The sequence below is a fragment of the Kribbella catacumbae DSM 19601 genome (genome assembly GCF_000372465.1).
In the GTDB taxonomy this organism is placed as follows: Bacteria; Actinomycetota; Actinomycetes; order Propionibacteriales; family Kribbellaceae; genus Kribbella; species Kribbella catacumbae.
Genome location: NZ_AQUZ01000018.1, coordinates 56,056 through 67,282 on the forward strand (window position 1 = coordinate 56,056; position 11,227 = coordinate 67,282).

The 11,227-nt window shown below is 66.8% G+C and carries 14 protein-coding genes and 1 pseudogene; 6 read left to right on the top strand and 9 right to left on the bottom strand.

All coding sequences use genetic code 11. The features are described from left to right. Positions 1–276: 276 nt before the first annotated feature. On the top strand, positions 277–678 hold the full coding sequence (locus A3ES_RS0119775) for a VOC family protein (protein WP_020388576.1): 402 nt from the start codon (positions 277–279) through the stop codon (positions 676–678). 48 nt (positions 679–726) lie between these two features. Here the strand turns inward: A3ES_RS0119775 and A3ES_RS0119780 are convergent, their stop codons facing one another. Beyond that, positions 727–1,119, bottom strand: coding sequence for a winged helix-turn-helix transcriptional regulator (locus tag A3ES_RS0119780; protein ID WP_020388577.1), 393 nt, complete (start codon positions 1,117–1,119; stop codon positions 727–729). Positions 1,120–1,225: 106 nt separating this feature from the next. Between A3ES_RS0119780 and A3ES_RS0119785 the strand changes: the two genes are divergently transcribed. After that, entirely contained in the window at positions 1,226–2,071 is an 846-nt protein-coding gene (locus A3ES_RS0119785) for an NAD(P)H-binding protein (protein ID WP_020388578.1), read from the top strand. A 349-nt stretch (positions 2,072–2,420) separates the two neighbouring features. On the opposite strand, the gene A3ES_RS0119790 is transcribed toward A3ES_RS0119785, so the two are convergent. Next, on the bottom strand, positions 2,421–2,627 hold the full coding sequence (locus A3ES_RS0119790) for a heavy-metal-associated domain-containing protein (RefSeq protein WP_020388579.1): 207 nt from the start codon (positions 2,625–2,627) through the stop codon (positions 2,421–2,423). Beyond that, positions 2,624–3,046 carry a nuclear transport factor 2 family protein gene (locus A3ES_RS0119795; protein WP_020388580.1) on the bottom strand — a complete coding sequence of 141 codons (423 nt, stop codon included), beginning with the start codon at positions 3,044–3,046 and terminating at the stop codon, positions 2,624–2,626. The genes A3ES_RS0119790 and A3ES_RS0119795 overlap by 4 nt, the downstream gene beginning before the upstream one ends. A gap of 62 nt (positions 3,047–3,108) precedes the next feature. Between A3ES_RS0119795 and A3ES_RS0119800 the strand changes: the two genes are divergently transcribed. Continuing rightward, complete coding sequence (locus A3ES_RS0119800; RefSeq protein WP_020388581.1) at positions 3,109–3,678, top strand: TetR/AcrR family transcriptional regulator; 570 nt, start codon at positions 3,109–3,111, stop codon at positions 3,676–3,678. 514 nt (positions 3,679–4,192) lie between these two features. Here A3ES_RS0119800 and A3ES_RS52670 read toward each other — a convergent pair. The 4 genes and pseudogenes from A3ES_RS52670 to A3ES_RS0119830 all read right to left on the bottom strand — a co-directional run. Beyond that, positions 4,193–4,553: pseudogene (locus tag A3ES_RS52670) on the bottom strand (cytosine permease); the annotation flags it as partial. Between the two features lie 22 nt (positions 4,554–4,575). Then, the gene (locus A3ES_RS0119815; RefSeq protein WP_020388584.1) at positions 4,576–5,352 is read right to left on the bottom strand and encodes a GNAT family N-acetyltransferase; all 777 of its coding nucleotides are present in this window, start codon (positions 5,350–5,352) and stop codon (positions 4,576–4,578) included. Between the two features lie 155 nt (positions 5,353–5,507). Continuing rightward, entirely contained in the window at positions 5,508–6,389 is an 882-nt protein-coding gene (locus A3ES_RS51355) for a GNAT family N-acetyltransferase (RefSeq protein WP_020388586.1), read from the bottom strand. A gap of 4 nt (positions 6,390–6,393) precedes the next feature. Then, on the bottom strand, positions 6,394–6,807 hold the full coding sequence (locus A3ES_RS0119830) for a winged helix-turn-helix transcriptional regulator (protein ID WP_020388587.1): 414 nt from the start codon (positions 6,805–6,807) through the stop codon (positions 6,394–6,396). Between the two features lie 77 nt (positions 6,808–6,884). Here A3ES_RS0119830 and A3ES_RS0119835 point away from each other — a divergent pair, with 77 nt between their 5' ends. The 3 genes from A3ES_RS0119835 to A3ES_RS0119845 all read left to right on the top strand — a co-directional run bounded on the left by A3ES_RS0119835 (position 6,885) and on the right by A3ES_RS0119845 (position 9,063). After that, the gene (locus A3ES_RS0119835; protein WP_020388588.1) at positions 6,885–8,264 is read left to right on the top strand and encodes an MFS transporter; all 1,380 of its coding nucleotides are present in this window, start codon (positions 6,885–6,887) and stop codon (positions 8,262–8,264) included. Positions 8,265–8,551: 287 nt separating this feature from the next. Next, positions 8,552–8,752, top strand: a complete 201-nt coding sequence (locus A3ES_RS0119840; RefSeq protein WP_020388589.1) for a hypothetical protein — start codon at positions 8,552–8,554, stop codon at positions 8,750–8,752. After that, entirely contained in the window at positions 8,749–9,063 is a 315-nt protein-coding gene (locus A3ES_RS0119845) for a hypothetical protein (protein WP_020388590.1), read from the top strand. The genes A3ES_RS0119840 and A3ES_RS0119845 overlap by 4 nt, the downstream gene beginning before the upstream one ends. Before the next feature lie 157 nt (positions 9,064–9,220). Here A3ES_RS0119845 and A3ES_RS0119850 read toward each other — a convergent pair whose 3' ends face one another. Together A3ES_RS0119850 and A3ES_RS0119860 are read right to left on the bottom strand one after the other, a co-directional pair. Next, positions 9,221–9,979: a hypothetical protein gene (locus A3ES_RS0119850; protein WP_020388591.1), complete on the bottom strand. Its 759-nt coding sequence runs from the start codon at positions 9,977–9,979 to the stop codon at positions 9,221–9,223. A gap of 428 nt (positions 9,980–10,407) precedes the next feature. Beyond that, positions 10,408–11,190, bottom strand: a complete 783-nt coding sequence (locus A3ES_RS0119860) for a methyltransferase domain-containing protein (RefSeq protein ID WP_020388593.1) — start codon at positions 11,188–11,190, stop codon at positions 10,408–10,410. Positions 11,191–11,227: the final 37 nt, after the last annotated feature.

Consider the following 11,227-nt stretch of genomic DNA (forward strand, 5'->3'; position numbering starts at 1 on the left):
CTTGCCGGCCGGTTGTCTGTTGTCAGGTGGTTGGCCGTTGGCCGTTGGTTTGGCTGATGCCAGCCGACTTGGCTGATGCCGGGCGGCTTGGCTGATGCCGGGCGATTTGACTATCGCCGGGGCAGCATGGCTGATGCCGAGCGGCTTGGCTGATGCCGAGCGATTTGGCTATCGCCGGGGCAGCATGGCTGATGCCGGGCGGTTGGCTGATGCCGGCGGCTTGGCTGTTGGTGGGTGGTTTGGCTGTTGGTGGGGGTGGGTGATTTTCTGGCGGATATGCATCTTGAGCAGTTCGCGTTGATCGTCGACGACTACGACGCCGGCATCGAGTTCTTCGTCGAGGTACTGGGTTTCGAGCTGGTCGAGGACTCGCCGTCTCTGACCAACGATGGGCGCCCGAAGCGATGGGTGGTCGTCCGGCCGCCGGGAGCTACCACCGCGTTGCTGCTTGCTCAGGCTGATGGGGAGCGGCAGGCGCGGGCGGTCGGGGATCAGTTCGCCGGGCGGGTGGGGTTGTTTCTGCGAGTCGACGACTTCCAGGCCAGCTATCAGCGGATGCGCGACAAGGGAGTTCAGTTCGTCACCGAACCACGGCACGAGCCGTACGGGCAGGTGGCTGTCTTCATCGACATCGCCGGCAATCGCTGGGACTTGCTCGGCCCCAAACCAGAGAGCTGAACGCATCACCGCGGCGGTGGCGCTGGGCCGACTGGCCAAAGATCCGTGTTACCGGGCCGGGTCGGCGTCGTAGTCGTGTCGGGCTGCGTCGACCTTGGGGAGGTTGGTGGTGGCCCAGTCGGCGAGATTTGCGAAGAGTGGGCCGAGGGTGCGGCCGAGTTCGGTGATCTCGTACTCGACCCGGGGCGGGACTTCCGGGTAGTAGGTGCGCAGGATCATGCCGTCGCGTTCGAGTTGACGCAGCCGCTGGGTCAGCACCTTCGGCGTGATCGCGGTGATCCGGCGTTCCAGCTCAACGAACCGTTGGCGACCGTGCATGTTGAGGGTCCACAGAATCGGTGTCGTCCACCGGCTGAAGACGATGTCGACAACGGGGGCGATCGGACAGGCCTCTGCGGGGTCGGTCGATGGGACTGCCGTCCAGGTCGCCTTGCCGGTCACACGGACTCCTTATGGGTAGTCACTTTCCTGTAGGTACCTACTATACCGGCGGTGTTAGCTTCGCCGGGTCAGCAGCAACCACGGTGAAATGACACTGGAGAAATTCATGATCGTAGTGACGGGAGCGACCGGCAATGTTGGCCGACCGCTGGTACAGGCCCTCGCGGCGGCTGGCGGGCAGGTGACGGCGGTGTCCCGACGGGTCTCGGACGCGGTGCTGCCGGAAGGCGTGCGATACCTGCAGGCAGACCTGACCGCGCCGGAGAGTCTTCGGCCAGTTCTGGATGGCGCTGACGCGCTGTTCCTCCACGACGGCGGTCCTAGTGCTCACCTGCTGAGCCCACAGGACATCGTCGATGTCGCGAAAGTCAGCGGAGTCCGCCGCATCGTCTTGCTGTCCTCCATCGGAGTGGTCACCCGACCCGAGTCGGAATCCCATGGAGGCATGGGGCGGGCCATCGAGGATGCTGTCCGGCAATCAGACCTGGACTGGACGATCCTGCGACCTGGTGGCTTCAACTCCAACGCGTACGCCTGGATCGAGACGGTCCGTACCCAACGGACTGTCGCTGCGCCATTTGGCGAGGTCGGCATTCCCACCATCGACCCGGCCGACATCGCTGAGGTGGCTGCGGCCGCCCTGCGCGACAACGGTCATGCTGGGCAGGTCTACGAGTTGACCGGGCCTGCCCTCTCCACGCCGCGGCAACGAGCCGAGGCGATCGGCGACGCGCTCGGCGAACCGATCCGGTTCATCGAGCAGACACGGGACGAGGCCCGGACGCAGATGGTGCAGTTCATGCCCGAGGTCGTCGTCGACACGACTCTCGATGTCCTCGGCGAGCCCACCCCCGCCGAACTGCGGATCAGCCCCGACGTCGAACAGGTTATCGGCCGCGCACCCCACACCTTCGCCGACTGGGCGATCCGAAACATCGCGGCCTTCAAGTAGCCGACCACCCGCCGTACCGGCCAAAGCGGTCCTCGAAGGGGTTAACTCCTCCAGGAAGGGTTCGCCCCTTTGTCTAGCAGGGAGCGAACCCCACGAACCGGGGTTGAGCACACCGCATGCACGGTCGGCGGGTGCTTGGGCTTACCCGTACTCCGGAGGGGTTCGCTCCTCGGCGCGGGGTTCGCCCCTTGCTCTACCAGGGGGTGAAGCCCGCCAGGAGGGGCGGAGCCCACCGATTGGTCGCTGGAAGCCGGTGGCCGTCGGGCCAGCGTGCGCCGGGGCGTCCGCTACGGCGCCGGGCGGTCCATGTTGGCGGTCTGGCGCTCGTCTTGGCGGATCGGGTTTGGGGTTAGTCCGCTAGGTCGTAGCCTGCTTCTTCGATTGCTGCTTGTAGTTGCGGTAGGCCGAGATCCTGGTCGCTGGTTATCGTGACGGTGCCGGTTGGTAGGTCGACGGTGACTGCTGTCGCGCCGGGGAGGTGCTCGAGTTCCTCGGTTACGAAGTTCACGCAATGGGCGCAGGTCATCCCGAGTACGCGCAGCTCGCGGCTCGTCATTGTGGTGCTGCTTCCGTCGTCTGTGGGGTGACGTCTTGCGGCGTCTGTGGGGTGACGTCGCGGGTCAGTTGGGTGGCCCGGCGGAGCCGGCCGTCCGGGGCGAACTCTGCGAAGAGGTGGACCTCGGTGGAGAGCATCCGTCCCTTTCGCAGTTGGGCGTGGATGGTGAAGCGGGCTGCGAGTTGCTCCTGCTCCCGCACCGCCTCGTGCACCTCATAGCGCCAGCTGACCAGGTTCTTGCGGACCGGGCGCAGATGAGCGATCAGCTTGTCGCGGTCGATCTCGATGCCGTCCGCGATCTGGACGGCCTCGGCGGCGTAGTACCGGTCGACCACTTCGGCGGGATCGGCCGCCGTCAGTACCTCGCTGGTGAACGAGTTGTAGAACTCTTCGACGAACTTCTCGGCTATCCGGGTCATCGGCCCTCCCAGTTATCTCTTACAGTCCGTCAAAGATAACGAGAGGCGCTAACCTTGACAAGGTGACAGAGATCAAGCAGGTGGATGGTCAGCCGGTACGCCGGCGGCGGGCGGATGCCGATCGCAGCCGGGCGGCGACCCTGGCTGCAGCGATCTCGGTCCTGGGTGAGAGTCCGGAGGCGAGCGTCGAGAGCATCGCGGCGGCCGCCGGCGTCACCCGGCAGACCGTTTACGCACACTTTCCATCGCGGGACGCGTTGCTGGTCGCGGTTGCCGATCAGCTCACGGGCGAACTGCTGGCGGAGTACGGCCGGCTGGATCTTGAGAGCGGTACGGCCATGGATGCGCTGCTTCTCCTGATCGACACCGGCCGGCGATTCTCCGAGCAGCATCCAGTGCGGCTCTACCCGGCCGCCGCGACCGGCGACGACCAGCGCCACCAACCGATCAACGAGTTACTGACCAAGACCATCCGTCGCGGTCAGCGCACTGGCGAGTTCACCAAAGAACTCCCCGCCACTTGGCTGGCCAACGCCACGATCGCCTTGTCGCACGCCGCAGCCGACCTCCCAGCCCGCAAAGCGACCACCACCCTGCACACCACCCTCCGCCGCCTCCTGCTCGGGACCTGACCGGCCGGCGGCTGGGGCGTTGGGGCGGGAAACCGGTCGCTTGGGCGGGAGGGTCGCAGTACGTTGCCCGGGGAAGGCGGGGCCTCGGAGCGTTGAGCGGGCTGCCGGGATCAGCTAGCCGCTGGCTCCGGTTTGAGCGGGTCTTGTGGGGTCAGCAAGCCGCGGGCTCTGGTTGGGCGGGTTTTGTGGAGTCAGCAGGTCGCGGGCGGGGCGAGTGGAGGTGACTGGTGATGGGCGTGGTGGAGATCAGGGCGATGGGTGATGGGGATCCGGCGGTGATCTCGGTGGCGTTCAGTGCGTTGGGGTGGCCTGGGCGGACGGTGGAGAGGTACGAGGGGTTGCTGGGGCAGCAGCGGCGGGGTGAGCGGGATGTGTTCGTGGCGACCGTGGATGCGTTGATGGACGCGGCCGAAGCGCGGGCTGCTGAGCGGTCGGCGATTGTGGGGCTCGGTGTGGGGCTGTACGCCGACTATGGGTCGGCGCAGCGGATGTACGCTCGTCGCGGTTATCTGCCCACCACGAACACGAGCGGCACCACCGCGCCGTACACGCCGAACTGGGCGCGATTCGAGATCATCTGCGGCAGGCCGAGCCGTGGGCCCTGCGCCGAGTGCAGCGCCATCACGATGCCGCCGAAGACATTGCGAGCAGCAGTCCGATGATTGCCCCCTGACTGGGGTGGTGGGGTGGGGTCAGAGATTGCACAGCGCGTCGGCGCCGAACACGACCGCGAGGGCGCCCGCGACGACCGCGGTTACGTGCATGTTCGCGCCGAACCACAGGGTGAACTGACTGATCGGGGTGCCGTGCCGTTCCGTATCCGGCACGACGTCGATGCTCCGTCGCTCTACGACCACCTTGTCCATGCCCTGCATGTTGCCGCCGACAACGAGTTCTCTACCGTAGATCCTCGAGGTGACCGCCGGGATCGCCGAGGTGGATGGCTGTTGCCTTGGGCTCGTAGCCGAGGCGGCGGTAGATGCGATCGGCGCCGTCGTCGCCAGGGGTCAGCCAGGCCAGCGTCGCGCCGCCGGTCTCGAAGGCCTGCTGTGTTGCGTACGCCGTTGCGATTGCGCCCAGGCCCTGTCGACGATGCGAGTGCAGCGTGCCGACTCCGGCGACCTCGGTCACGCCATCGGCGATCGCGGTCCATACAGCCGTAGCGACCGGTACGCCATCCTGGCGGATCAGCACGCTGGCGCCGTTGGCGGGGTCGGGCTGGAAGGGGCTCGCCGCATCCTCGGTCTCGTACGCATCAGCGGCGACGGCGTTTGCCTCGACCTGCTCTTCGGGCGACGTGACGACCGAGGCGGTGACGCCTTCGGGAAGGTCAGGGAGCTTGAGGTCCGCGGGCTCGACCGCCAGCAAGGGCGGGCGCGAAACGATCGTCATACCCTCAGCCGCCAGGGCCTCCGCCAGGCCGGGATTGGCTTCCTCGACCAGCTCAGCATGCAGCCAGCGCCCTTCGGCGGCGAACGCCTTCCGGATCGTCTCCAGCGCCCAGGGCACTTCTTCTGGATCGAAAGGCGTTCCAGGGTCGGCGGCGACCGCGCCCGACAAGAACCAGACCTCCTCGTCGTGCAGCAGTCCGACGAGCGGACCGGCCACGATCTGCCGGCGCGATCGGGTCAAACCCTGCAATTGAGCGGACGCGATCCGCGCAGCAATCTCCACCCACCCGACCCTAGCCCGAAGGCCAACTGGCTGCTCAGCTTTTGCCGGCCAGTAGCAGGAGATCCAGCAGGCGATCCAGATCGGCATCGGTCGGTGGTTCGCAGTACTGGCCGCGCCGGTGACGCTGTTCGCAGTACCGGGTCACCCGGCGAAGCTCAGCCGGATGAAGCACCCGACACCGTGATGGCATGCCCCTCCGGCAGACGGAAGGCGAACTCACGGCGATGCCACGGCATGTCAGCAGGACGTGCATCGACGGCAAGACCAGCGGCTAGAACAGCCTGATAGACAGGATCGACCGGTACGCCGATGTCGACGCCGAGCGTCAGCGGGGCGATCTCGCCAGAGCGCTGTAGATCGAGGGCCGGCCCGCCGTTCCACCGAGAAAGACCGAGCCGCGCGAACTCCACTTCCGGCTCACCGAACTGGTAGATGACCTGCAAACCAAGGAGGTTGACCAGCAGGTCAGCCGTGCTCATCACGTCACGCACCGGCACTTGAGAACGGATGCTGATCACCGTCGGGTCGATCGGATGCGCCGCGCGAACCATCACCAGCCACTGCGAGGTCACGCCACCGTTCATCCGCGGCAGGCGTCCCGCCAGCTCCAGCCTGGCCCGGCGCGCGACACCGAGCGACCGGGCGTTGCGGGAATCGATCCAAGCCTCCACACCGTCAATGCCCGGCAGCCCCAGCAGATGGTCCACAACCGCGCGAGCAGCCTCTCCCATCAAGCCCTGACCCCACTGATCGCGATGGAGGTACCAGCCGAGGCCGCGGATCGAGGTGCCCTGGTCGGAGAACACCCCGATCACCCCGAGCGCTCGGGGGGACGTGCGGGACCGAAGTGCCCAGGCGTGGCCGCCGTTGTCGCCGAAGTTCTGGTCGAGGCGGGCGCGCGAGGCGGCGAGGTCGGGAGCCGGCTTCTCGAAGGCGGACGCCGACCAGATCGGGTCCACGAACATCGCATGCAGATCTGCGAGGTCGCGTTCGACGTCGAGCGGGACCAGGTCGAGCTGGTCGGTGGTCAGCTGCATGGCGTCAGGCTGTAGCTCTGCTGTCGTAGGTGGCGCGGGCGGTGGCGATTTCTCGTTGGTGGGATTCGGTCCAGGTGACGAGGGACTGGATGGTGGCGTGCAGCGTCACGCCCAGTGGGGTGAGCTCGTAGTCGACGCGTGGCGGTACGACCGGGTAGACGGTACGGCGTACCAGGCCGTCGCGTTCCAGCTGGCGGAGCGTCACGGTGAGCATGCGCTGGCTGATGCCGTCGATCGTTTTCTTCAGCTCGGTGAAGCGCAGCTTGCGGTTGTCGAGCAGGGCGATCACCAGCAGGGACCACTTGTCGCCGATCCGGTCCAGGATCTGCCGGACGTCGCAGTCCTCGCGGGTGTCCCACTGAAATGCGTCCTCGGTGCAGCAGGAGTGACTCGGTTCCTTTGAAGTGCCTTCTTCCACAATCGTTCATGGTTCCCCAAGATGAGATCGGTTACAAGAGGTAACCGACCACATCTCAGAGAACCGGAGCAATTTCCGTGCCTTCAACCATCACCCAGGAGCGGCTGACCGGCCGGTCCTGGGCTGTTCTCCTCGTCCTCTGCGGCGCGATCTTCCTGGAAGGCATCGACGTTTCGATGATGGGCGTCGCGCTGCCCTCCATCCGGGCCGAGCTCGGCCTGTCCACCAGCGAACTGCAGTGGGTCGTCAGCGCCTACGTGCTCAGCTACGGCGGGTTCGTCCTGCTCGGCGGCCGGGCTGCCGACATGCTCGGCCGGCGCCGGATGTTCATCACCTGGCTGGTCATCTTCCTCGCCTTCTCCGGCCTGGGCGGCTTCGCGACCGAAGGCTGGGTGCTGATCCTGGCCCGCTTCGTGACCGGGATCGCCGCCGCCTTCATGACCCCGGCCGGCCTGTCGATCATCACCACCTCCTACCCCGAAGGCCCCCAACGCAACAAAGCCCTGCTCGTGTACGCCGGTACTGCGGCCGCCGGTTTCTCACTCGGCATGGTGGCCGGTGGCTTGCTCACGGCGATCGACTGGCGCTGGGTCTTCTTCGCGCCGGTCGTGCTCGCGGCACTGATCCTGGCCGGCGCGCTCACCCTGCTCCCGCGAGAAGTTGCCCCCGGCAAGCACGAGGGCGGCTTCGATCTCGGCGGCGCGATCAGCCTGACCTCGTCGATGCTCCTGCTGGTGGCCACGCTGGTCCGCGCGCCCGACGTACCGGTGACGCAGACGGTGCTCACGGCAATCGCCGGTTTGCTGTTGCTCGCCGCGTTCATCGGGATCGAGCGACGAGTGGCCGCACCGTTGATCCGGTTGGGCATTCTGCGCAGCGCTTCCCTGGTCAGAGCCAATCTCGGCGCAGTACTCCTGGTCGGTTCCTTCGTCGGCTTCCAGTTCATCGCAGTGCTCTATCTGCAGGAATTACGGTCCTGGACGGAACTTCAGACCGGGCTCGCGTTGATGGTGATCGGCATCGACTCCGTCCTCGCCCCGACGTTGACGCCTTGGCTGGTGAATCGCTTCGGCAACGGCCGGGTGGTCTTCGGTGGATTCGCCTTCGCCGCGCTGGGCTACGCACTCTTCCTGCCGCTCAGCGCTGACTGGAGCTACCCGGCGATGCTGCCGTCGCTCATCCTGCTGGGGCTGGCGTTCTCACTTGCCTACGGGCCGCTGACCATCGCCGCCACCGACGGGATTTCTGAACAAGAGCAGGGATTGGCGGGCGGAGTACTGACGACTTCGTTCCAGTTCGGTTCGGCATTGGGACTCGCTGTGGTCGCCGCCGCCCTCACCGCGGCGGACGAACTGACGGTGGAAGGCTTCAGGTCCGCCCTGCTCGTTCCGCTCGTGGCGGCCGGACTGGGCCTGCTGATTGCCCTGCCCGGACTGAATCGCTCCGTGTCCGAATGACCTCTAGGAGTTACCAGGAAGTCCTACATTTCCTGCCGAATCGAAACTCTGAAGCGCTGCTCGAATCGTTATTGGCAAATTCCTGTAAACATTCTTGACAGGCCATAAAGCCGGGCCTCGGCCGGAACCGCTCCCAGCGGGTCTGACCAGCGGTTTCACCCGGGAACCAGGGCAGCGTAAGGCCTCTGTAAAGGTCCTTGCCGGTCTATTCCGGGGCCCGGCTTTTTACGGTGTTCTTTCCTTATGTCCAGCGTTGGGCAGCCCCCTCGAGAACCGAAGGACCACCGATGACCGAGTCGATCGAGATTCCCGCCTCGCACCGCCGCGTGCGGGTCTGGTTCGGCGCCACCACCATTGCTGATCACGTCGCCGACATCGACCAGGCCGCGCAGTACGAAGAAGCCATGCGCCGCCGGTTCGCCTCACTGCGCGTGACCAGCGAGCCGGTTCTCGTCGACGCGGTCGGCACGCCGGAGCGATCGCGATGACCACCCGTCCGACGCTGCTCGGCTATGTCCGGGCCGACGCGCTCAGCTGCGCCGAGGAGCTGGCCGAGGCGACGAACTCGCTCGCCGCGTTCGCCAGCACCGAGGGATTCACCCTGGGCACGGTGTACACCGAGCGCGACGCGGCCGAGTCCGCGGCGTTCCACGCGCTGCTGGACGAGGTCAAGCGGACGGACGTGCGAGCGGTCGTCGTACCGACTCTCCAGCACCTCGGAGCAGCCGGCGTACCGGTCGGAATGCAGCAGCACCTCGAGTTCCACCAGGCCCACGTATGGGCGGTCGACACGCGATAACCCCTCAGGCAAGCGGAGCTGGCGTCTTGACCCCTGCATCGGCGCCGGTTCCGCTCTCCATCTCCACAGCTGCACCGGAAGACTCGGGTGGTAGTGGACCAAACAAGGCCCCACCGGCTGCTACCGGTGGGGCCTTGTCGTTGTCACAGTCGTTGGGTCAAGCGGTGATTTTGTAGCCGTAGCGCTTCATCACCGCGGCGATCCCCTCGTTGAAGATCCCGGTCACCGGCAGCTGGAACTTCAGCTGCACCTTCCTGAGCACCCGCTGGAAGTGCAGGTGCCACGGCACCCCGGCCGGCGGCAGCGTCTCGGCCTTGCTGATCGCCGCGACCCTCGGGTGCGCGGCCCAGGCGACCACGCGAGCCCGATCGGCACCCCAAGCACCGGTCATCGCGTCATGCGTCCGCGCATACGCCATCGCGCCGAGCGAAATGGACGAGTCCGGTACTGCGACCGGCACGGGCGCCGGGTGCGCCTTCTGGTAGAGCTCCCAGGTAATCCCGTAGAAGCCGGGCGGACCGTCGTCCTTGCCGCGATTGGCCAGCCCGTTCCGCTTGCGCCTGTACTCCGTCACCTGGATCGCCGCGCCGCGGGACAGATCCTGGTCGCCGATCGCGATGGCGTGCACGTGGTACGGCCAGCGACCCTGTGCCGGCGTCCGCAGCCAGGCGGCGAAGCCGACCTTGCGCAGCGCGAGCACGATGGCCCGGCGCTGGGCCGGGCTCTGCTTCACCACGTCGATGTCGACCGCGCCGCCACCGTCGTGCGTGCCGGCCGAGGCCTGCACCCCGCCCTTGTTGTACGACCCCTGGATGAACTTGAACTGCGACTGGTAGAGCTTCTCGGCGGCCACCAGCATCGCGACGGTCCGCCGGTTCAGCTGCGTGCGCCGCCAGACGATCCTTGCCTCAGACATCCGAGGTCCCGAGGATGTGGTCCGCGTCCTCGGCGGCCCCGAGCGCTTCCAGCTCGTCCAGCTCGGCTTCGGTCAGTTCGTCCTCGTGGATCTCGTCGAAGACGTGCGTCATCGGTTTCCCTCCCCTGCGACGTCCGCGACCTCCCCCGGCCCCGGAATCGCCTTTCAGAGTAGGGGCGCCCGGTGTCACCCGTCCATGTCCTCGAAGGCAGGACTTGTATGAGGAACGTCAAGTTTTCTGACGACGCGGGTGTGAGCGGCCCAGGCTGGGGTACGTGTAAAGGGTCCCGCGGTTCAGTCGGCCCCATTCGGGCATGGGTGGCGCTCACCGAGCCGCGAGCTCTCCCACTGAGGGGCGGGAGAGCGACCGACGGCGGCGGGCGTATCCCACGGTACGCCCGCCCCCTGGCCGTCGGATGCCAAAAGGACTACAGCGCCGAGGCCACGAAGAGGTAGCGGTTGAGGCTGAAGAAGTAGCTGTCGCCGAGGTTGCGCAGATCGTCCGCCCAGACGCCCGCCTCCTGCTCGCTGATCTTGGCGCGACCAGGGACGAACGCCTCGACGATGTCGATCAGGCCGGCGCTGTAGGTGCGCGCGTCGTAGCTCACGTTGAGCATCGGGACCACTTGCTGGTGAGTGACGGTGAAGCCCGCCTTGTCCAGCAGGTCGCCGAGCGTGCGGGGCAGGTGCGGATCCTCGAGGTGCTCCTCGAAGGCGGTGAGCACGCGGCCCATCCGGGCGTCGTCGCTGGAACGCCAGACGATCGAGTCCCAGTCCGTGTCCAGCAGGACCACGCGCCCCGCAGGGCGTAGTACCCGGCGGATCTCGGCGAGAGCACCCGGTACGTCGTCCAGGTACTCGAAGACCTGGGTGGAGACGGCGACGTCGAAGCTCTCGGCGCCGTGCGGGATGCGCCCGGCGGCGGCGAGTTCCAGCTCGATCTCCGGCCCGTCCGGCACCTTGGTACGGCGACCCGCGAGCGCGAGCATGCTGTCGCTGATGTCTATCCCGCAGACCCGCCCGTCCGGGCCGACCTCGGCCGCCATCTCAGCCGCGAGCAGACCCGGACCGACGCCGACGTCGAGAACCCGGTCCCCCGGCCTGAGCGCCAGAGCGGTCCGGACCACTCGGCGCTGCTCGACCACGTCCGGTGTCGTGTAGACCGACTCGATCTGCCGCGACACCCCCGGATCGAACTGCAGGTTACTCATCCCCGCCCCTTCCGCATCCGCCCATGCACCACATCAT